The sequence below is a fragment of the Ruminococcus flavefaciens genome (assembly GCF_900116855.1).
Classification (GTDB): Bacteria; Bacillota; Clostridia; order Oscillospirales; family Ruminococcaceae; genus Ruminococcus; species Ruminococcus flavefaciens_R.
In genome coordinates this window covers 163,288-186,457 of the sequence record NZ_UETD01000003.1, presented here as the reverse complement: position 1 = coordinate 186,457, position 23,170 = coordinate 163,288, and the positions used below count along the sequence as shown (strand labels likewise).

At 39.9% G+C, this 23,170-nt stretch carries 16 protein-coding genes; 6 read left to right on the top strand and 10 right to left on the bottom strand.

Translation table 11 applies throughout. The features are described 5' to 3' along the window. Positions 1 to 751: 751 nt before the first annotated feature. Both DSZ37_RS03280 and DSZ37_RS17925 read right to left on the bottom strand, forming a co-directional pair. Positions 752 to 2,725 (bottom strand): BspA family leucine-rich repeat surface protein, encoded by a 1,974-nt coding sequence (locus tag DSZ37_RS03280; protein ID WP_109725539.1) that lies wholly within the window; start codon positions 2,723 to 2,725, stop codon positions 752 to 754. Positions 2,726 to 2,811: 86 nt separating this feature from the next. Continuing rightward, positions 2,812 to 3,051: a hypothetical protein gene (locus DSZ37_RS17925; protein WP_242978553.1), complete on the bottom strand. Its 240-nt coding sequence runs from the start codon at positions 3,049 to 3,051 to the stop codon at positions 2,812 to 2,814. Between the two features lie 131 nt (positions 3,052 to 3,182). Here DSZ37_RS17925 and DSZ37_RS03270 point away from each other — a divergent pair, with 131 nt between their 5' ends. After that, positions 3,183 to 3,719, top strand: coding sequence for a VanZ family protein (locus DSZ37_RS03270; protein WP_109725538.1), 537 nt, complete (start codon positions 3,183 to 3,185; stop codon positions 3,717 to 3,719). Positions 3,720 to 4,347: 628 nt separating this feature from the next. Here DSZ37_RS03270 and DSZ37_RS17475 read toward each other — a convergent pair. Next, complete coding sequence (locus tag DSZ37_RS17475) at positions 4,348 to 4,695, bottom strand: hypothetical protein (protein ID WP_146198150.1); 348 nt, start codon at positions 4,693 to 4,695, stop codon at positions 4,348 to 4,350. A gap of 434 nt (positions 4,696 to 5,129) precedes the next feature. Here DSZ37_RS17475 and DSZ37_RS03265 point away from each other — a divergent pair, with 434 nt between their 5' ends. Then, positions 5,130 to 6,071: a hypothetical protein gene (locus DSZ37_RS03265; protein ID WP_109725537.1), complete on the top strand. Its 942-nt coding sequence runs from the start codon at positions 5,130 to 5,132 to the stop codon at positions 6,069 to 6,071. A gap of 146 nt (positions 6,072 to 6,217) precedes the next feature. Beyond that, positions 6,218 to 6,403: a hypothetical protein gene (locus tag DSZ37_RS03260; protein WP_181380221.1), complete on the top strand. Its 186-nt coding sequence runs from the start codon at positions 6,218 to 6,220 to the stop codon at positions 6,401 to 6,403. A gap of 61 nt (positions 6,404 to 6,464) precedes the next feature. Here DSZ37_RS03260 and DSZ37_RS03255 read toward each other — a convergent pair whose 3' ends face one another. The 5 genes from DSZ37_RS03255 to DSZ37_RS03220 all read right to left on the bottom strand — a co-directional run bounded on the left by DSZ37_RS03255 (position 6,465) and on the right by DSZ37_RS03220 (position 16,619). Beyond that, complete coding sequence (locus DSZ37_RS03255; protein WP_109725536.1) at positions 6,465 to 9,326, bottom strand: leucine-rich repeat protein; 2,862 nt, start codon at positions 9,324 to 9,326, stop codon at positions 6,465 to 6,467. 175 nt (positions 9,327 to 9,501) lie between these two features. Continuing rightward, positions 9,502 to 10,719, bottom strand: a complete 1,218-nt coding sequence (locus tag DSZ37_RS03250; RefSeq protein ID WP_181380220.1) for a leucine-rich repeat protein — start codon at positions 10,717 to 10,719, stop codon at positions 9,502 to 9,504. A gap of 324 nt (positions 10,720 to 11,043) precedes the next feature. Next, positions 11,044 to 11,337 carry a hypothetical protein gene (locus tag DSZ37_RS03240; RefSeq protein ID WP_109725534.1) on the bottom strand — a complete coding sequence of 98 codons (294 nt, stop codon included), beginning with the start codon at positions 11,335 to 11,337 and terminating at the stop codon, positions 11,044 to 11,046. Positions 11,338 to 11,802: 465 nt separating this feature from the next. Continuing rightward, positions 11,803 to 13,677 carry a cohesin domain-containing protein gene (locus DSZ37_RS17575; RefSeq protein WP_181380219.1) on the bottom strand — a complete coding sequence of 625 codons (1,875 nt, stop codon included), beginning with the start codon at positions 13,675 to 13,677 and terminating at the stop codon, positions 11,803 to 11,805. A gap of 8 nt (positions 13,678 to 13,685) precedes the next feature. Next, positions 13,686 to 16,619: a dockerin type I domain-containing protein gene (locus tag DSZ37_RS03220; RefSeq protein WP_109725533.1), complete on the bottom strand. Its 2,934-nt coding sequence runs from the start codon at positions 16,617 to 16,619 to the stop codon at positions 13,686 to 13,688. Positions 16,620 to 17,206: 587 nt separating this feature from the next. On the opposite strand from DSZ37_RS03220, the gene DSZ37_RS03215 reads away from it, so the two are divergent. Both DSZ37_RS03215 and DSZ37_RS18200 read left to right on the top strand, forming a co-directional pair. Next, positions 17,207 to 18,559: a hypothetical protein gene (locus tag DSZ37_RS03215; RefSeq protein ID WP_109725532.1), complete on the top strand. Its 1,353-nt coding sequence runs from the start codon at positions 17,207 to 17,209 to the stop codon at positions 18,557 to 18,559. A gap of 489 nt (positions 18,560 to 19,048) precedes the next feature. After that, positions 19,049 to 19,384: a tyrosine-type recombinase/integrase gene (locus DSZ37_RS18200; protein WP_181380218.1), complete on the top strand. Its 336-nt coding sequence runs from the start codon at positions 19,049 to 19,051 to the stop codon at positions 19,382 to 19,384. Positions 19,385 to 19,613: 229 nt separating this feature from the next. On the opposite strand, the gene DSZ37_RS03205 is transcribed toward DSZ37_RS18200, so the two are convergent. Further along, complete coding sequence (locus DSZ37_RS03205) at positions 19,614 to 19,886, bottom strand: hypothetical protein (RefSeq protein ID WP_109725530.1); 273 nt, start codon at positions 19,884 to 19,886, stop codon at positions 19,614 to 19,616. Beyond that, complete coding sequence (locus tag DSZ37_RS03200; RefSeq protein WP_109725529.1) at positions 19,846 to 22,143, bottom strand: dockerin type I repeat-containing protein; 2,298 nt, start codon at positions 22,141 to 22,143, stop codon at positions 19,846 to 19,848. The genes DSZ37_RS03205 and DSZ37_RS03200 overlap by 41 nt, the downstream gene beginning before the upstream one ends. A 239-nt stretch (positions 22,144 to 22,382) precedes the next feature. On the opposite strand from DSZ37_RS03200, the gene DSZ37_RS03195 reads away from it, so the two are divergent. After that, positions 22,383 to 23,162 carry an amidase domain-containing protein gene (locus tag DSZ37_RS03195; RefSeq protein WP_181380217.1) on the top strand — a complete coding sequence of 260 codons (780 nt, stop codon included), beginning with the start codon at positions 22,383 to 22,385 and terminating at the stop codon, positions 23,160 to 23,162. Positions 23,163 to 23,170: the final 8 nt, after the last annotated feature.

The following is a 23,170-nucleotide window of genomic DNA, read 5'->3' as shown; positions in this document are numbered from 1 at the left end:
CAACAAAGGAAGCTCCGTCGGGATATGGCCACTTATTTTGAGCAGTTTTATTCAGTTTTTGACGTAGAATAGAGCTATTCCAACCACTTGTTTACCACTTATTTGTACCAAACGCTGCCAAAAACCACTTGGAGCTGCTAAAAGCAAAATCGTAAAATACCGCGAAATACAGCCATTTTCGCATCTTAGCAAAAATAACTGAAAGTGCTTCTACTTTTTCAATCCCCCTCGTCCCCACCAATCAAAAATGCGTAACCGCAAAGGTTGCGAAAATCCCTAAATACCATGTAATAACGGTATTTAGGGATTTTGTTTTATATTGGTATCTTGAAAAAGTTTGCGGGATCAACGTGCAAATGAACGTGACCTACCTTAAATGATACCTATTCTCAGGAGCAAACTTTCTCTTGAAATTGATGGCGAAATGGCGGAGACGGGTTATGGTGTCGGCGAGGGGATTTGAAAAACCCCTGACCCCCACACTGCCAGAATAGAATGATTTAATTTCATTATGTTGCTCACAGTTCACAAGTCCCGATATTTAGCCATTTTCAAATAGTAGTCGTTCCATGGTTTGTTTCAAATACATATCAAATTTTAATGCAATAACGGAAATATAACGGAAACGTTTTACTCAAACAAAACACCTAAATTTGCATATTCTTTCAATACTATAGCACATATCAAAAACTATTTCAAGACATTAATCTTAACCGCCCGTGAAGGGCGATCATCATATTACGACATTTTCTTAATTCTTTTTCATATATTCTACCATTGACAGGATATCTTCTTTTGTAGTTGATACATACGCATAGTACGCAAGTATATTGGATGCATCAACTGCGTTTATTTTTCCATCATGATCAACATCCGTAGCAAGCTTCTGCTCCTCAGTATATCCACCTTCCTGATTTGTAGATATGCGGGCATAATATGCAAGAACACTTGAAGCGTCGATCGCATTGATCTTTCCGTCATTATTCACATCTCCAAGTGTATAGGTTACAGGTTTTACTGGAGCTGTTGTCGTTGTTGTGGACAGAGTTGTATCAGTGTTCGTATTCATAACAGTTGATGTCGTAGTCGTAGTTGTAGTTGATGTCGAAGTAGTGGTCGTGGTTGATGTTGTAGTAGTCGTTGTTACAGTAGTATTAGGTTTTGGCGCTTTCGGATTTTTAGTAAAATATCCTGGTTTACCATTTCTGTCTACGCAGGCATATTCTGAATAGTATATTCTGTCATTATATTTGGTTCCATTGCCACCTACAATACTTTTTGAATCGATGAACATATATATGTCATCCTCGTTGTATTCAAAATCATTATTTGCATAGATAGTCGTTAATACGGGACAGGATCTGAACATACTGAACGCAGTGCAGTCTGCTGATTTCACGAAATTTGAGATATCTACTGTCTTTAATGATTTACATTCTCTGCACATATCCTGCATAAGCTTAACTTTTGATGTATCGAAGCGTGAAAGGTCAAGAGTTGTCAGTGATGAACACTGATAAAACATTGCTGTCATTGTCTTAACATTTGATGTGATAAAATTTGAAAGGTCGACAGATGTCAAAGCGATACAGTTATTAAACATATTTCCCAGGGATGTGACTTTTGAAGTGTCAAAACTTGAAACATTCACTGATCTCAACGCTGTACAGCCAAGAAACATTTCAGACATATCTGTTACATTTGAAGTATTAAAGCCCGAAAGATCAATAGTAGTAAGAGAAGAGCAATTTCTGAACATTGCGTTCATTTGTTTTGCATTGTCAGTATTGAAGTTTGAAAGATCGAGTTCCTTCAATGATTTACATCCCATGAACATTCTTCCAAAGTCCTCAACTCGTGAAGTATCAAAGCCTGAAAGATCAATATCTGTCAGTGCAGGACAATTTGCGAACATTTGTCCCATATCTTCTATATTTGACGTATCGCAGCCTGTCATGTCAATTTTTTTCAGAGCATCGCAGCCGTAAAACATACCTCCTGCAGAACGAACATTTGAAGTATCGATACCTGATAAGTCAATATCAACCAATGAACTGCAGCTGCCGAACATTCCTCCTATATCCGTTACATTAGACGTATCAAAGTTTTTAATATCTATTGACCTGAGTGCCGAACAGGATGAAAACATTCCGTCCATATTTGTGGTTTTTGATGTATTGAACTTTGATACATCAATAGATGTTAAAGTTTTACACCCGGCGAACATATTATTCATTTTAATAACATTTGATGTATCTAATCCTGTTACATCAAGAGATTCCAGAGCAGAGCACCATGCAAATGTTTTATACATACTGGTGACGTTTGATGTATTAAAGTTGGAAATATCGAGCTTTTTCAGAGATGGGCAGTTAAAAAACATAGAGTCCATATTAGTTACCTGGCTGCTGTCAGCATTTTTCAGGTTTATTTCAGTTGCTTTGAATTCACTGAATAATCCGCTGCAGTATGCAGGGAGAATTGTTCCCTCTTTTGCTATTACGGTCTTGACTTGTTCGTTTCCTTTGTATTTCTGCACTTCATTAAGTTTAACATTACCTGATAAATAAAGAGTACCGGTTACCGCATCAAAAGAAACTGTTGCTTCAGATTGATTGTCTTCTGCAACAACATTAAATGGTTTGATAGAATGATTTAATGCCGGTATAGCACTGCATGGCAGAGTAACAGCTATGAGATATGAAATTATCTTTTTAAAATCCATAATATATTTTCTCCTATTCGATATCTAAGAATTTCTCTATAACGACCATTATCTTCTCAAGGCGTTTACCGCCTATACCTTTGATCTTAACTAAGCTCTGCCTTAAGAGCAGAAAAATCAATGGTTTTTCCCTGTTCTCCGAGCAGCTCATCCCCGTACTGGAGAATGAACTTTGTAAGCTCCTCGCGGTTCATTTTCTTGATTTTTCGGTAAGTGTCTCTATCAATAATCTCTTTCTGTCCCGTATATAACTCTTTTTTCGTTTCTTGTAACCTATTATACCATATCGCCTCTACAAAGTAAATACGTGAAAAAGAAATGCTCAATTAGCAATACTCCCTATATGTATCCTTGACTTTGGGCGATAGTGCAGTGTATAATATGGATAATAAGCAGGTTAATATGATAAACACGGGATTTATCAGCTCTCTGCTAAAGAAAGGATGCGGTAGTGACTATGATCGAGATTTCCTATCTACAGATGTTTATTTTTATAACTCTCATTTGGATACTTGTGCGATTCATAATTGCGATCAGATTCAAGAAGTTTTCGGTAAAACGCGAACTTCAGATGCTTCTTGTATACATATGCCTTGTAGTTATTGCAAGATTTGTATACTTCCCGTTACATTTTGTTGACGGGAAAATAGGTACTCTAACGATTGGATTTTCAACTACATTGTCTGACATGATAAGTTTAATCCCGTTCTTTTTTCTCTTTGACAGATATGATGGATGGCTTATCAATATTATCGGGAACATAGCAATGTTTATACCTGTAGGAATAGTATGGCCTATCTGTTTTAGAAAGCTTGATAATATCAAAAAAACTGTGTTTGCCGGTATTTGTTTTATTATCTTTATTGAGCTTTCCCAGTTGTTATGTACAGAAAGGCATACAGATATTGATGACGTGATACTAAATACAAGCGGTGTTTTGATCGGAGCGTGTATTTTATTTGCTATACGAAAAAGTCGTAATGATGTGTCTTAGTGTAAAATATCTGAATGCCGCCCTGATGGGCGGTCTTAATGGATATATCATTGATTATTTTAAGGATTACATTTTTGACAGGGAGTATAGCCTGCATTTATTAATTCATTCCGTGAGCCATTAAAATACCATTTATTACTTTCGCTCATTCTCTTTACTGATGCACAGGAAGCATAATGGAAGACATGAGAATTTGTATTAGCAACGTATTGTGTAGCAGGCTGGATATAAGCGGTAGTAACTACAGTTTTTGTTGTTGTAGTTTTGGTTGTAGTTTTTATGGCAGTAGTAATATGACATATATAATTATATGAAAAATGATACGGATAGTCCCCGTGAGGGGACTTCTTCGTTCATATTTGTATTCTTGACTTTGGGCGACAGTGCAGTGTATAATATGGATAGGGCAGGCGTGACAACCTGCTCCTTTTTTATAGGCTCTCAGAACGTCCACAATGCATTTTATGAGCCTTTAGCAGTCAGAGTGTAATTATGCCCCATACCCTTAAAATGAATTGTAGGGACTCTCAGCAAGTAATATAAAGGCGTTAACAGATGCTGGAGTTAATTCATTAGCACACTTTGATAAAAGAAAAGAGCCTGCAGTTATAGCAAACTCTTTTTGGCTTTATAATTCACTTACTTTTTCCTTATCCGTCGAATACTTTATCTTGATATATGTTTTCCAAGTATAAGGAAGGTTATTAGGAGTATAACCGATATTTATTCTCCAGAATTTGCCTTTATATCTATACCAAAGCGTTTTACCGCATCTTACGCATTTAATGGGCATTTTGTAAATATCACACTGATTTTCTGTATGTTCATATTTCCATTTGGGCTTATATCTGTCATTTGAGAGTGCTGAACTATCTACTACGTGATTACAAGCTGCATGAGCTGACAAAGTTGTCACTGACTTTGGATTTACAGTTTTTGCAATAGCTGTTCCAAAACCGAGAATTGTGAATGCCATAGCAACTGCTGCGATCTTTTTGATTGTGTTCTTTTTTTATCAATTCCTTTACCAAAAATTTAAGGCGAATATCGCCCTATGCGTACATGATAACAGAATTTACATTATTTGTCAAGCATTTATACCATCAGGAGTATGCTCGCTTCCTTTTATCATACTCCTGATTTCTTTACTGCTTTCCCTTAGCTTAATGACATTACCCGAAACGGGAGAGTCTTTTTATAGCAATAAATGGTCAGAATCCGCTACTTTAAGGGCTTTGGCAGTCCAAAGCATTTTTGCATTTATGCACTGTATAACGCTTAATCGTACAAATTATGAATTGAATAAAATATATAGCAATAAATGAATAGACGCAGACAGTTTGTGGTAGTATAATTTAACCATAAGATTACGCAGATAATCTTAAATTACAAAAAAGGATTTGAAAAAAAATGAAAAACACAGTAAAAAAGATTGCAGGCTTTGCTATGGCATTTACTCTCCTCGGAACCGGAACAGTCGTAACAAAAAAAATCTCACCTGAATCAGATAACACTATCGTTGCAAGTGCAATAACCTCGATCGGAACAGGCAGTCAGATCGGACAGATAAGCAATAAAAACGGTGGCATTCAGGGCATGGGTATGTACAATAACGTATTCTATTTTGTTACCCAAAAGAATAACAGCAATTGCAAGCTGTACAGAATGAATATGAATGGAAATACAAGTGAAATCAGCTTGTCAAAGTCAGACAGTCAGCTGATCGGACACGGAAATGATCTTTGCGTTGCAAAATGCAATGGCAAATTATGTTTATTTGTTGTTGATGGACAGAATAATAAAAACATACTTCTGAAGTATGAGTTGAACAGCGCTCAGACCAAAGCTACACTTGCTGCAAAATATCAGCTTGATAAGAATGTTTCTGCGGTTACTCTGGTAAATCCTGATGGAAATAACAATTTAAAGTTTATTTTCAGAAATGAAAGAAACATTTTTACTGCTGAGATCGGCAGAAATGAATCGTCCGGTAAGAAAAAAACTACCAATTCCGGTAATATACAGCTTGAAAGGGGCGCTGCAGTTTCTCAGGGAATATGCTATTATAAAGACCTTCTTATAGTTCTGTATACAGATAGCAATTATAAATATAATTACATACAGGTATACCGTATGAATAGTAACCTTAAGATCGACGGTTATCTGCTGGACTCATTCAAGATAGGTAAGAACTCTAAATTTGAAATAGAAAGCATTGATTATTCAAACGGCAATAACTGGTATTACAACACAAATGAAAACGGTTATTGCAGGTTATATCTCAATACCTCCTTGGGTAATGCAATCAATAGGATTGTCGAGGCAAGGTATTATGAGATGAGCAGGCGCTGATTATCTTACAGTAAAAAGAAAACACGGCTGTATTATCCGATACTGCCGCAGGTATAACGGTTTTTTATGTGTTCAACTTCTATGAAGACGAAAGAGTGAATATAATTCAGTGACTTGAGATCGCAGAAGCGGAAGGAGTTACTGTTATGAAAAGAGTTCACAGAAATATCGTCAGCGGAGCATTACTGTGCGGCTGTGCGCTGTTTACACTGTACGGAGCGTCCCGTGTGGCAGAAAAAAGCGAAAAGGGAGCCCTGCCCGTATCACTTTCGGGAGAGGGTGATGAGCTGCCCGTCATCGTCCTCGATGCAGGTCACGGCGGATCAACTTAAACTTAGTTCATATAAATGACATCGCTCCCCGGGTAGGGGAGCGATATTGTGCTTATATTTATCAGTCTGCGAGTATTTTCATGCGGAACTCTATAACATCAAAAACATCAGCGTTTCCGTCACCGTTAAGGTCAGCGGACTTGAACTGCTTTTCATTGAATGTATAAGTACCGAGGATATATCTGTTCATGAGAACGAGATCACCTACATTGAACTGTCCATCACCGTTGAGGTCACCGTTTTTATACATCTCAGCATCGTCTATGACCTCGAACTTCAAGCCGTACATCTGAGCATAAGCCTCAGCTGTAGAGCCCTTGTAGCCATGGATAACAGTATCTTTCAGTATTCTGCCATTATACTCTTCAAGCTCTTTTGCATACGTTCTTGCATCCGAATACTGTTTGTGATAGCTTACCTCCTGAAGTCCTACAAGACCACTGCTCCATTCATAATGCTTTGCACGAATAGTCTGATCGCCTGCGCATATCTCACATTCAGGATCATAGATATAGATATCTTTAAGGTAGACTGCGTTCTTAAAAGCATCATAGTCAAGTACATGAGAGTAAACGTCAGCTCTTAAAAGATTTGTGCTGTAATCAGCGATCATTTCCCAGCTCATTTTTGTTACACTGTTCGGAATTGTCACATTGCCTGTTGCACCAAAGCTTGCAACGCCGACAGTGCCTTCCTTTATTGCGATATCTCCTTTATAATAGGCAGTTGAGCTTTTTTCAGTACCAACGAACCAGCCGTCCAGATATCCCAGACCATTTTCATATTTAACTATAGAAGTTCCTGTGAACGCATCACAGCCCACATATTTAACGCTTTCAGGGATAGTTACATTTTTAAGAGCAGTACATTCAGAGAATGCGTTATCGCTTAAAATATCAAGATTTTCGGAAAGATTTACTGTTTCCAGTTTTCTTGATGCACTGAAAGCACATCTGCCGATGACCTCAACACTGTCGGGAAGCTCGATACTCTCAACATTATCAAGGCTGAAAAATGCAAAATTGTCGATGGTCTTCACACCGTCGGGAACAACGATCTTCTTGCCTGCATATCTTGACGGAACCCTTATAAGCTTCGTCATATCCTTGCTGTATATAATGCCGTCAACTGATGTAAGATAAGGGTTATCCTTGTCCACATCATAATAAGCCGCACCGTCCTCAGCGGAGTCTACATAGATTATGTAGTCCTCGACAGTTGCAGGGATATGTATTATATCAGATTTGCTCTGAACCACACCTAAAGACTTTACAGGAACATTATTAACAGACTCGGGTATGGTGATCTCTTTCGGCACTGCATTTTTGTCTGCAACTCTGTTTGCGGATATCCTTGCTTTAGCAAATTCACTGTTGTATATCCAGTAAACAATGCCGTTTTCCATATCCTCAACTATCTCAGGACCTACACCTGTAACAGGATGTGGGATAGCTTCAAAGCATCTTCTGTACTTGAGCGCATACTCCTCAGCTGTTGAGCCTGCCTGACCCACGATAAGGGTATCATATTTTGCAGGGTTGCCTATTTTTATAGGTGCGCTGTATCTTACGGAAATTTCTTCGGTTTTTTCATTTATAGCATCTATGCTGTTTTTAATTCTTTCCTTTTCTTCTTCGCTGAGATTGTCAACATCTTCCTGTGTTGTATGTCCTTCTACAGGAAGGATATTGCCTTCTTCATCTATCTCAAACAGCTTTGTATTTATTACCTTTGTACTGGTGTGAGAACCTGTACTTGAAGAAGTCACTTTTGAGTGCTTTAAGACATATTCTGTCTCTTTTACCGCTTCAGGCTCTGATTCTTTTACCTCTTTCCAGTATGATGGGATAGATGTTGCACTGTCTGCTATCCTGCAATCAGGGTCGATTATATTTACTTCCTTTAAACCAAAGCATACAAGACATCTGTCAGGTATTGCGTCATTACAGAAAGTTATACTCTCAAGCGGAACATTGATACCGAAAACAAGGTATGAGCTAAGATGCTTTACAGTGCTTGGCACAGTCACTACTTTGAGCTTTGTCGTTGAAGTGAAAAGTCCCATTATAGTACCAACTGTACCATAACGGATATCACCGCGCTCAATATCCTTATCTGAGCCTACTGCCCAGTTATCAACATAATATATGCCGTCCTCGGTCTTGATACAGCCTGCATCATTGAAAGCACCATCATTCATACTCTCAACAGACTCAGGTATATCAATATCGCTCAGTGAAGTACAGCCTGCAAAGGTCTGTGCTTTTATCTCTTTTATACCATTCGGAAGTGCGATATCACTAAGAGCGCTGCAGCCCCAGAATGCAAATGCGCCTATTTCCTTTATATTATCATTAAGAACGACCTTTTTAAGGTTTTTACAGCATACAAACGCGCAATCGCCTATTTTTTCTGCTTCATCTGCTATCTTTACTTCTGTTGCACTGTTTGATGGTGGAAAAGCAACAACTGTTTTCATATCCTTGCTGTAAAGTATACCGTCAACGACAGTAAACGACTTGTTATCCTCTGTAACAGCTATTTCCTCGATAGTCTGCTCTGCCGCATCATACCAGTCAATAACGCTTACATTCTTGCCGAGACTCAGCTTTTTGATATTTTTGCAGTCTCTGAATGCACCCCATTCTATACCTACAACAGGAGTATTTTGGATAGTATCGGGAACTGTGAATTCTTCGATGTCATGATTATCGACATAATGAACAGCTGCATATCCGCCTTTAAAGATATTATAGGTAACGCCGTCTTCCGTCTCGCTGTACATAGCACTGTTGAAATTGTATTCCACAGCAGCTTCTGTCTCTGAAACTGTTTCAGCAGCCGCATTGAACGGCACAGCTAAAACAGAACTTGTGATGACAGTAAGCGCAGCAAGAATTGAAATAACCCTCTTGATTTTCATGATTATTTACCTCCTATATCAAAAATATATACAGTATATATACTAAAATATATTATATCAGTTGTGTTCTTGTATGTCAATATTTTGCGCTTTGAAATCTGCATAAAGTTTCACAGCAATAAACACGGTTAGGTGTGGGTAACAAACAAACGCCCGGCTTATGCCGGGCGTTTGTTTATTTGAGTTTCTTCATATATTCTTCCATCGACATAGGAGTTTCTTTTGTAGTCGATACATATGCGTAGTACGAAAGAATATTGGAAGCATCTACTGCATTAATTAATCCATCATGATTTACATCTGCCGCAATCTTCTGTTCCTCATCGTATCCGCCATCCTGATTTGTTGAGATCATAGCATAATATGCAAGAACTGATGAAGCGTCAACAGCATTAATATACTCATCAGAGTTAACGTCTCCAAGCTGAGCTAATGTTTTGAATGTATAGTTATACTTCTGAGCATATTTCTCAGCCGTAGAACCTTTATATCCCTTAATTACTCCACTGAACTTATCGTTTTCATTGGTAAAGGTATTGGCTCTGTCATATATTTTAGCGTCAGGATTTAGGATAAACACCTCAGAAAGAGCAGTACACTTGATAAAAGCCTGCATACCGATACTCTCCACGGAGCTTGGTATAGTTACAGATTTCAATTGCTCACACCCATTGAATGCATTATGACCTATCTCGGTCACGGTTTCGGGAATGGTCAGCGAGGTTATCTCTGAACAGCCCCATGCTGCCTGATCGCATATTTTATTCACGGTCGATGGGATAACAACGTCTCCCGAAAGCTTATAGAACACATTAATGAGCAAACCGTTTATTATTACGAACGGAGTATCAATGCTTCTCTGAGCTTCAAACCATGGCGTCCCAGAAAACGCTAGCGCACTTATATTCGTCACGGATGCGGGTATAGTAACATTGCTAAGCTTTTTACAGCTCGAAAAAGCACTCGTACCAATATTGGTTACTCCGTTCGGAATGACTACTGATTCAAGTGATTTGCAGCTCGAAAACGAATATGCGCTAATAGTCTTCAGCGTATCCGGAAGCGATAATGAGGTAAGGTTATTGCAGTTATCAAACATACCCATACCTATACTTGTAACTCCAGTACCGATAATAACATTCTTTATCTCGTCACTGTATTCCTTCCATGGGCACGGATTTGAATCTAAATCTTCATTCATATCTCCTGTACCACTTACGGTCAGAGTACCGCTGCTGTCAAGCTTCCATGTTAAATTCTTTCCGCAAGTTCCGCTGTTAACTTCTGATGCTGCCTCTGCTGATAAGACAGTAGATGTACCAACCGGACTAATGGCTATTCCAAATGGAATCACAGCACATAGCAGAGTTGCTATTATTCTTTTACATTGCATGATATACCCCCTATTCAACATCTAAGAATTTCTCTATAACATTATCCATAATTCTGTCAACCATTACATATGATTCACCGGATTCTGTATCAACTATCATTATATCAAGTAATCCGGCAGCAGCTTTTACTTTACCCTTATTATATTTGGACGTGTTATACTTGACACTTACGTTTTTTGATAGCATATGTATGCGGTTGACGCTTACTTTTCTCAATAACAAAGTGCTCTCCGTAATATATACAGAGAGTACTTATCAGTGTTATGAAATCAGTGCATTCTTAAATAATCTCTTTCAAAGCGGCGTGCTTGATCGGATCTTTATCAGCAGTATGTCACGCGGCCAAATATATCAACCAGCTTATATCCGTAAACCTGTCCGCAAACAGAGCATTTTCTGTCATATCTTATCCAAAACAAGGAACAGCCGGTAAACTCATAAATCATATGTTCCCCGCAATGATGGGGCGAATAGCCCGGATTCTGGTTGATCGTTGCTGCTGAAGCAATCAAAGTGGTGGTTTTGTCTTTTGCTGAACCCAATGCAAAAACGTTTCCTGTGATGACGAGTGTGAGTGCTATTGTAATGGCAGAAAGCTTTTTAACGAACTTTTTCATAAATCCACCTCTAATACTTTATTTTTGTCAGCCTATTCAACATCATTTTATGTTGAATTGTTCTTATTATACCATTTGATTCACGATATGTCAATATATTTATATATCATTTGTTGACAAACGGCAATCGCACAATCAGGCAGGACGGAAATCAGTGCGCTGTGCACGGTTTCTGTGCTGCTTTCAACTAATCAGATGCAGCGTAACCAACCTCTGAACGGCAGCGGATGACGATTCGGAGATATGCCCTGGGCAATCCGTTCTGAAACGGCAGTTTCTGACACAGTAACCCCAATGTTAACATCAAGGATCGCTGGGCAGAGTTCGGCGATCCTTCTTGTATTAAAACCGTATTATATTTGACGCTTACGTTTTTCGGGGCATAATGCCCCGATTCGCTTCTTTTTATTTATAAAAAAACTGACTGATGTCAGCTGTTTAAGCCTTCATCAGTCAGTTAGCAGGTTATTTCTTTTTCATATATTCTTCCATTGACATTGGAGTTTCTTTTGTAGTAGATATATACGCATAGTACGCAAGAATGTTTGATGCATCTACAGCATTTATCGATCCGTCATGAGTTACATCAGCTGCAAGCTTCTGCTCCTCGGTATATCCGCCTTCCTGATTAGTGGATATGCGGGCATAATATGCAAGAACATCTGAAGCGTCGACCGCATTGATCTTTCCGTCATTATTCACATCTCCGAGAGTATAATCTGGTTGAGTTACTGGCGATGTAGTTGTTGAAGTAGTTTCATTTATGTCTGTAACAGTTGTTGTGGTGGTTTTGTCATTGGAAGTAGTCGTTGTAGTGGTAGTTGATGATGTTGTAGTGGTAGTCGTTGATGTTGTCGCTGGCTTGTTTGTAGTTGTAGTTGTGGTTGTTGTAGTTGAAGTTGTCGATGTTGTGGTAGTCTTGTTTGTAGTGGTAGTTGTTGTAGTTGAAGTGGTCGATGTTGTAGTCGGTTTGTTTGTAGTGGTCGTTGTCGTAGTTGAAGTGGTTGACGTTGTAGTTGACTTATTTGTCGTGGTCGTTGTTGTAGTTGAAGTTGTCGATGTTGTGGTAGTCTTGTTTGTAGTGGTAGTTGTTGTAGTTGAAGTTGTCGATGTTGTAGTCGGTTTGTTTGTAGTGGTTGTTGTCGTAGTTGAAGTGGTCGATGTGGTAGTCTTGTTTGTAGTGGTAGTCGTCGTAGTTGAAGTGGTCGATGTTGTAGTCGGTTTGTTTGTAGTGGTCGTTGTCGTAGTTGAAGTGGTCGATGTTGTAGTCGGCTTGTTTGTAGTGGTAGTCGTCGTAGTTGAAGTGGTCGACGTTGTCGTTGGCTTGTTTGTAGTTGTCGTAGTTGAAGTGGTCGATGTTGTGGTAGTCTTGTTTGTAGTGATCGTTGTGGTAGTTGAAGTCGTTGATGTTGTAGTCGCAATATGCTCGGCAATTGTGATCTTACCTGACTTGACAGTCGCCGGTACAGATGCCTCTGCAAAGTTTTCTACCTGCAGGTTGCCAAGCATGATCTCATATACTCCTGCTGCAGCACTTTCATTCACCGTAAATACCAGTGTGAACATGTCGCCGGTCTCAGCATAATTCTTCGCTGCGGTAAAATTTCCGAATGCAATACGATACCAGCCGCTGTTATTGATCGCCGCAGAACCGGCATTTGGTACTTTGTCGGCATACACGATCTTCGAGAGCGTCAGTACTTCGGGATCCCATGTCAGATCAGCAAAGCCAACGATATACCCCGGATTCTGAACCGCCTTGACAGGTACACTGACTTCAGTATCCTCGCCGAGTGCTGCTTCTGCGCTGCCGATTTCCATAGTCAGTGCTGCAGGATTTACCGCGTCGCCGGTGAGTGAGACAACACCTGCTGTCTGAGTTACATCGATACGCTTGATGTCCTTATCGATAACATCTGCCTGATCGAGGAAGATCATATAATCACCTGCGCCTGCGCTTGCAGCGACTTCAAAAGTCAGCGTGAAGAAAGTACCGGTGCCGATGAAATTCTCCGTCGCGTAGTCATCGCCGAAGGACAGGCAATAACTGCCGTCGCTGACGATCTCCGCAGAGCCGTTGTCGGGAGCGCGTTCAGCACTGAACTCCACATTTGTGAGCGTCAGCGCATCACTGTCCCAGTTTACATTGATGACACCCGAGCCGTAGCCGGGATTTGTTTTAGCGGTGACAGGCACCTTGACCGTTTCACCGGCTTTTGCTTCGGCGGTGGCGCGCCCGATCTCAAAATCGAGCGCCGCTGCCGCGTGGACCCGCTGCGGCAGGCAGCAGAACACAAGTGCTGCTGCCGTGAAAAGGGCTGTAATTCTTTGTATTCTCATAGTTCGCCTCACTTATAAATGACTTTAATACCCGATGAAGCAAGTGCGGTATTCAGCGCGTCGGTCAGACTGATAGCCTGCGCTTTTGTGAGCCCTTCCTTGATGACTGACGGAGCGGAATTGAGCATCGTCTTCGCTTCTGCGAGAGAGGGCACGGGTTCGCCGCAATCCTCCAATGCCGTCCTCAGCGCCTTGACGGAATCAAGCTCACGCTCGGTGTCATAGCTTTCGAGGATCACCGTCCATGTCTTTACTTTCTCAGCGCCGTCTAATGACACATCGACCTCAAGGCCGAGCTTTTTCAGCTTTTCGGCGGCGATGAGTGCGCTGTATGAATCCATGCCGGTTCTGAGCTTATAGGGCAGCGCTTTTTTGGCGTCTTCAAGGGAGAAATCGTCCAGATCGAGGATCTGTGCGATCGGGTCCGCGCCATCGGAAGCGCTGGCTTTGTAGGTACCCATGCCGTTCAGCGTGACCGTACAGCCGATGTCGAGCGGCGTGCTGTGGTAATACTCCTTTTTGCCGTCCGCATATTCGCGTACGCAGTAAATATGACCTCCGGTTCTTGAGAATAGCCTATCAAACAAGCCGTCCCAATTATAACAGCGCGTCCATTCGCAGACATCACCGCCTTCGAGTTTGATAGGCAGCATTGCATGAATCTCTTCTGCGGAGAGATCCTTGAATAAACCACGATTTTTGTTGTAGGTCACAATGTTGTTCGGGTCGCCGTTCTCAGCCTGTTCGAGGTCTATATCGTCAATAATGACCATGAAGCTTTCGGGGTTTCTGACCGTGACCGGGTGATCCGCATAGGCATAGAGGTAACGCACCTTTTCGGTATACCACGGCTCATATAATGGCTCACAGAATTCACCCCACCAATAGGGACGAGCGCCATAATACAGATATGAGGTGCTTTGCCCACCTTCTTTCGCACCTCGGTATGCAAGACCACCCTCTGATCCAAACCAATTACGCTTATCGTGCGGCAACTGACAGGAGGGCTCGTGCATATTGTACAGATAGAGATTCAGGGACACTGCGGGCAGATAAGTTCCGTCCTTTTGGCAGATTTCATAGGGGTCGCTGCCGGCGTAGTCGCGTGGATACATACTGCAGTTGGTTGCGGTGCCGTCTGCATCTTCCAGCTCCTTCCAACGGTATCCGGGGTATTGTTGATAGGCACGTGTATTGTTGTATTCTTCAACAGACGGAGCAGTATAGGGCAAGATCGTCTTGACTTCAGCAAATCCGGACGGTTTGCTCTCCGCATCAAGCTTCAGATAGCCGCACTCCCACATTATATCTCTGTCGCCAACGATCTCCCCCGTATAATTTGCATCGACGACCGGAGCAGTCGGAACATCTGCGAGCGGATTCAGCGGCAGTTCGGCACCGCTGACCGGTTCTTCCGGCAGCTCCTTAAAAGTCGGTGCTTTGCAGCCCCAGAGCGCCAGTTCCTTCGCACCATCGCGATACCAGTAATACGCATAGTTTGTGATACCGCCCACTTTACCTCTAGATACATGTCCGCCAGCCGGTCCACCGCCGCCGATTGTTAATCTCGATTCCGACATAAACATTTCATGACTGAAATCCCAAGGGTTGCCAAAGACAGCAGTTTTTGAATTTCCGTTCCGGTCGGTGACGATACAGCGCACATAACCGTAGCAGTGGACAATATCCTCATTCTCCTTCATCGGGAAGCGGAGATGCTCCGTACCGAGACCGAGAGCGCCGGATTTCTCCGAAATCGACACAAAGCCCTTGCCGGCAAGTGCCTGATCGAAGGTCGGAGAAAGCTGCCAGTCAAAGAACAGCGGTCCTTCACCGGTTGCATCCACATAGAGGTCAAGGTAGTCGCCGTAAAGTCCGCTTGCAGCATAGGGCGCGCAGACAGGCGTATTGTAATCATAATACGAAATCATATAGACATCACCCGGAATCTGAACGCCTGCCTCAAGTTCTTCCTGTGTATAACGAACAAAGTTTATCGGGACTATTATGCCTTGATCTGCCCAGTCTGTATAGTAACCGACAGGATATCGCATATGTTCCACTTTATGGTGAGTAAAGTCGATCGTCAGTCCGTAGTTTGCGTCCTCGTCCGGGTCAAGGTAAATATCGCTGACCGTCAGCTCACCCTTGCCGTACCAGCGCACCACATTGGAGGTCAGCTCATAGCCGTCAAAATCGGTAATGACACAGCGGTACTTTCCGACGCTCGTTGCGCCGTAGCCCGCACCGTAGCTCTCGCGCTGAACGCGCCATTCGCCAAGCACTTCTTTCTCCCAGTGATAAGTGAGATTTGTACCGCCCGCTACTTCCACATGGAAGGTGTCGGCGCCGTCGACCGGCTGCGTCTTGATGATCGGGTGGATCGAGCATTTTGCCGTTTGTGAGTTGATGACAGCACCGTCATCATCGGTGATAATACAGCGGTAGTTGCCGCCCTTTTCGGGGACATATTCCGCCTTTGTCGCCCCTGAGATGTCCTCACCGTTGTACGACCACTGGTAGGTGTAGGGAGCTGTGCCGCCTGCCGCCTTGACGGAAAGCTTTGCGTCCTCGCCGTAGTCGATCGAAAACGGCTCCGGTTGTGCGTCAATGCGCAGAGGGTCCTCCTCGGCAAGGGATATGGGCTTGATGTACTTGTCGTAGCCGTCCCAGCCTACGAGATAGCGCAAGAGGATCGTGACGTCCTCTTTTTTGATCTCGCCGTCCTGATTGAGGTCGGCAGCGTCCTTGTCGATCGTGATACCGTCCCATTTAGCGACATAGCGAGAGAGCGCCACACCGTCCGATATATTCACGGTACCGTCGGCGTTGACGTCTCCCAGCGTCTTGACCTTTGCTGCTGATGCCGGCATTGAGAATTGCAGCATCGCAGGAAGCATCAACACGGCTGAGAGAATTGCAGATAGTCGTTTGTGTTTCATATACAGCACCTCCTGAATTTTATGTAAATATTTTGATCTTAATCTTTTCCTTGACCGTATATTTTACCATTTTAATTATACCAGTTAAGCGCTGTTTTGTCAATGATGATGGTTAGGATCCGTCATCTTGTTAAGGATGAATACTATGTAGTACACTTGACTGCATATGATGTGTCCGGAACAACAATGGGAATTTACACGAAACAGCATGAGATCTATGGAGCATAAAATAGAGCTTACATATTTAATGCAGGTGGGAATATAAGTACTCCACTGCCTTCTCGAATACCATATTAGTCAGTGCTTTCTCAGCTATGGAACCGGGATCTCCGTCGGGACGTATCCATCCCTTTACGTCTTCCTTTTTTCTTTTTGTGAGGAACGCGGTCAGCATTTCGTCGCGTATATGTGCATTTCGTCGCGTATATGTGCATTTCGTCCTGAAAAAACGACCTTCTGTCGAAAAGTGTTGATTTCAGATTTTCAATGTGCTAATATAAAGTTGCACTGAAAAAGTACAACGTCGACGTTACAAACGAGCAAACAAACTATCAATAAAACTGAAAAAAAACATGGAGGGAATCACTATGAAAAAAATTACAAAAGCTATCGCAGCTTTATCAGCTGCCGCAATGATACCGTTATCTTCAGGCATGACCGCATTTGCTTATAAAGTCGATGAAACAAATTACAGCGACTACTATAAGAATGACAATACCTATCATTTCGATTATGACACCAGAAAAGATACACCAAACGGTCCATCAAACGGTTCATCGGGATATGCGTGGAAAGAGGGATATTATCAGGAGAAAATGCCTGTACTTACAAAGGATTTCTTTGACACACAAACGACTATCCCGCTGTCTCTGCCGAATGTGGACGGTTATGCCAACACCGGTGCCAACCATGTTCTCGGTCTTCTTTCAAAGAGTGCAGCAATATCCCCTGCAATAGCAGATACAAAGAAATATGTGGATAAGTTATATTTCAAAAAGGCTAAGTGCGGAATAATGCTTGAATATCATAACAACTCATGGGATGATATTTTTGTGGAAGATGAAGAAACTGATCCTTACCTTTCATGGGATGATATTATTGAGGAAGATGAAAATGAAAAAGATGGATTTGATCCTTTATATGACTATTGTCTCAAAATGATCAATGAGCAATCTATAAAAGACAATGTGCTTAAAAATTTCTCTATGGGTACCTATAAGCTTGACAGCACAAAGATGTACATCACAGGCGATATATACCTGAAGAATTACTACATAGCAGGTATGTACCTCAGTAGTAACGACGGCTCAGCTTCCTTTGATACTCCTGTCCTTGAAAGAAATCCCGATGGCATCGGTTTCCGTACAAGGATAAGATTCCGTGCTGAAAATCCTTACTATGACAGGTATGTTTCATTCGGATACGCGCCGGGAAAGAGAAGCTTCAACATTTTAAACAATGTAAATATCAACTACGTCTGCGGCGGGATCAAAACACTGGAGACTAAAATGTTTGCAAGAAGCGTGACTTTGGATCTGGACAAGACTGTTGATCACAGAAACTTCTACACCTGCATTATCACTGGCTCTTCTCCATATCATATAACCCTTCTGGAGGGAAATACAAAGAAGGATTTCCTGAATAATAAATTCTTTGCTGCTAAGTTAGACGGAAATGTACTCAACATCTGCCTCGGAAATAAAAACACAGGTATTTCTGCACCGGGCTGGACTTCCAGCAGCAAAAACCAGCAGCTTGATGCAATGCTGAAGTGCGGTTATGGATATACACTGAAAAGAAGTACATGGGTATCAGATCAGCTTGATCAGGTTGTAAAGGTACGCTTCTACCGTGATGCCAATACATCATCTATGGGTACATTATTAGCTGAGTACAGTCCCGATCAGGTAAAAGAGCTGCTCAAATCGGGAAAGTATTGATTCTCTGAGCTTTGAGAATGTGTTTTCATATTGATTTATAATCGTCATAGCCCCCGCATTTGCGTAATGTCATTAAGCTAAGAAAAAGTAAAATAGTCACAGGAATCAGAAACGAACCTGTGACTATTTTATGTATATAAGGCAAATATCCAAAAAGTATTGATAAAAAGCCAAAAATCTGCGACTACGCCAATTTGATTTATCCTAACTATAATCCATGCAATTGTATTGATCGTGATATTACTGGACATGACGGGGGGGCTTTATATCTCCCCAGAATATTGATGAATATTTGCAAAGATTCTCCCCTATTCAATTAAGAGATACTGCTAAAACTATAGACCTCAAAATGTCTTGCATCAACAGTGATCATTCCGTTACATTCAGCAAGGACTTTTTGTCCTTATAAGGGCAAAATAAGGACACTTTTCTGTTTGGTTACATAAACAAGCGTTCCTCTTTGTTAGAGAAACGCCTATTTATAGCGATTTGTTAAGGGAGACGAATGAATATCGTGATTTCCTTTGCGTTAATCCGGTAGGTGCGTTAATAACGCCGGACAGTATAACACATTACTTCATAAAACTCCTCGACGAAAACGAGCTTCCGCACATAAGATTCCACGAACTCAGGCACTCCTGTATCAGTCTCCTCGCCAATAATACCGCGTTCTCGGTAAAGCAGGTACAGGACTACGCGGGTCACAGCGACTTCCTCACGACAAGTAAGATATATATTCACGCTATCCAGTCCGCGGACGAGATCGCATCAAACGCCCTTGAGGATAAACTCAAGCTAGAAAAGCGCAAGGATAATGCAGACTAATGAATTGAGGCTCTCCGTCACGGAGAGCCTTATTTTTTATTATGTGATTGCTTCAGCATTTGCCGTTACAATATGCGTTTCTTGATACACGTAACGGAAATCTTAACGGAAATATTGTGTTTTCTGCCGCTTGCAGCATAATGATCTAAAAATAAAGCCTATGTTTTTGGCTAAACATAGGCTTTTTTCGTTGGTGGAGCATAGGAGATTCGAAAAAATCCCGAGCCTTTCAGCAACTTTTAGTAAAATGCGGAAATGGCTGTAAATCGTGGATTTTTGAAGCTTCATTTATAGTAACTTCAAGCAATTTCAGGCGATTTTTAGTACAAATAAGTGCCAAACAAGTGCCGAAAGTGGCGCATTTTCCTTCAAAAAAAACTAAACATAATAAAGGCAGATATAATGATTTATTCCATTTATACGCCTTTATAAATGAAGAAGCTTGATGAATAAATGAATCATTAATACCATGGAACCCATTTTCCATTTTTAGTTTCTCCATTTACTCTCTCCTCTTGAACGCTTTTATTCACTGGTTTTATGGCATGATAATTTGTAGGAGGATAACAATATTCTGATGAGAAAGATTTAAACTCTAAACTTGTATCATCTACACTACTACCAATATAATCAGTAGTTAATGGACTCAATGGAATACTACTCCAAACATAAATCACATTCGAAATTAATATATCACTTATCTTCTCACATAATTGATCTAATCCATCAGCAGTGATATCCTTTCGCTCACAAACTGAATATAAACTAGGCAAAGATGTTAATCCGTTGGAATTAATCGTTGTAGCTCCTAACATAGCCAAGGCTTCACTTGTTTTTATCATTCCATTTGAATCAGGATAAGGAACTTTAGAAAAATCATATGATTTTGGAAGACTTCTAATAAAATCATAATAGTTAATTTTATCTTTTTCCGCTGCTGGAATCATTGAGCCGGAATAACTTATTCTTTGACTACCCAGGAAATCGTTGTATATTTTTTCACATGCACAACTTATAAACAACTTAGAAGAAGTTCTTGAATAGACATTAAAATCAAATTTCTTACAAGCAGTTTTCAAATTATCAACAGCTGTTTTATATTTGAAGTTTTCTCTTGAAAGAATAATACTTAAATCAATATTCTCATCTTTTAATTCTTCTAAATTCTCAACTGTAGGCTTTGGAATAGCAACTTTATACTGTATTCTATCTGTTAAAGAATAATCAGAATTTGAAATAACAAATGCATATCTATGAGGAGTATTATCATTAAAAATATGTTCGTTTACGATTCGATTATAAATAACATCAATACCGCCGTCAATAGGATTCATAGATTTTGCATTAGGAATTTCAAGATTAGCTAATGCAGTATAAACTTGTTCTATATCCCGCATTGCTGATGTTCCTATCCTCTGGGCTCTTGGAACATCATTTGTATCCCAATAATAGCCATAAATGTATACAGATGTTTGTTTTGTAATGGAAAATAATATATCACATATTGAAATAATACTATAACACGTTTCGTCTAAAGAAGATATTGAACTTGATGATAAATCCACTGCAAAAATCACCTGACAGTCTGCTGATTTGTCAGACTTAACAACATTGCTTTCGTTCATTCTTTTTATATATTTGTTTATGTCACATACACAATATGTTCCTAATTCGTTATCTTTGGTATATATTGTTTTGCCGTTATAATACGTTTTTAAAGGAAGAAGATACTGCTCATCAGAATAATACTTAAAAAGCATATAATCTTCGATATTATTATTCCCAAGCAAATTGTCATTAAGCGTATAATTAATGGTAGCAGAATTAACCCTTAAATTTTTATTATAAGAAATGTCAATAGGTTCACACGCAAGAAAACTGTTATCTATAACATCACAATAAGAACTATCATCAACTATTACGTTATTCTCCGCATATCCTGCAGCTTCAACAGTTACGCTAATATCATATGAAGCTTCTTTTTTATTAAAATCGGTTAAAGCTGAACTATCTGCTGAAACTTCCTGTTCTTTTATAATATCTCCATCTTTTGTCTGTCCATCAGAAGAAATTTTTAATGGATCCAGTTTAAGCAATACTTCATCACCATCTGAAATCGTATCTGAATCAGAGTCATAATTTATAGGGTCAGTATTATATGTAATTACTTCATCTATATCTGATATACCGTCATAATCGGTATCTTCGTTTAATGGATCAGTTTTCAGCTTTTCTTCTTCAGTATTGGAAAGGCCATCACCGTCAGAATCAAATTCACCGTCTGAAGTATTTGTTCCATTTGAGTATTTATCAAATGGTGAAGTTTTAGTTTTATTTAATTCTTGATAGTCTGATAAACCGTCATTATCGGTGTCAGTAGAATCAGGATCTGTACCAATTTCGATTATTTCAGAAAAATCACTGAGTCCATCTCCGTCTGTATCCTCATTATAATATGCATCAAATACAGTTCTGTCACCAAGTATATATCTTTTGAGCAACGTTGCATCATCAGCATTTATTTTTTCGTCACAATTAAGATCACATATTTTAGTATAATTACCATTGATGATTTTTTTATTAAGTGCAATTAAGTCGTATGAGTCAATTACTTTATCGCCGTTAACATCGCCGTATATAGTATAGTCTGTCCTATATGTATAGGCTTTTGTTTTAGATGGCTGAACAAACGGAACAGATGTAATTAATAATGCTGCAGCGATAGATGCATAACCTATTTTTAGAGCTTTTGTTTTCATTAAATACAACCTCTTTTTTCAAATATATATAAATAATATCATAATTTTAGCGATTTTGTCAATTGTTATAGCCTACATATTTAAACGTTATATATTATAGTCTAATTGCTGCTCTATACAAATAATGATAAAAATATGATATATTCCAAATCGTTTATTGACAAGTTTAATCGCATATATTATAATATAAATTGTATATGTGTAATCTTTTAAAATTATATATTATAAAGGAGAAAGCAATGAAAACAATATTTAAAGCTTCATTACTGGCAGTAGCAACTTCATTAATGCTAACAGCAAATTATACATCTGCATTTGCTGCTCATAGTTCAAATTCAAGCGCTTATTATGACGTAAAAAAAGCAGGTGACTATGTTCTTGCTTTTTGTGGAGCAAACGAAGCTGGGTATACTATGCCCAAAACAAGAGATTGTAAAATCAATGAAGTTTTTTGTAAAATGGGGGCCGATTGTACAAATTATGTATCTCAAGCTTTGTATTATGGTGGATATAAAATGGAAGGATCACCAAGTATTACTTTTAGGATCAAAAATCGTATTTGGGGGAGTAATTGCGGTTATTATGATGATGATGAGTGGTTTTATTATAAATTAAAGGATAATTTTGATGTTTCACACGATACTTGGTCATCGACTTGGTCAAGAGTTGAAGGAAAAAAAGAAGCCGGTTTGTATAATTATTTAACACGAAAAAGCTGGTTTAACGACCCATTATGTTCCTGTGATTCAAATTTAGAATATTGCGATGATTTTGCAAAAAAATATAACGTTAAGCGTGGCGATATAATACAAATTGACTTCTCAAGTGATGGTTCATATGATCATTCAACATTTGTATGGTGTACTGAGCCTGAAATCAGATTATGTTATCATTCTAATTATGTTTGGGCAAAAAAGCTAAGTGAAATAGAAAAAAGTTTAAACAATGGTGCTCAAAAGCCTAGTTATCGTGTAATACATACAACAGATCATGCTAAAACAACTTCAAGAATATGGTGAGATATGGA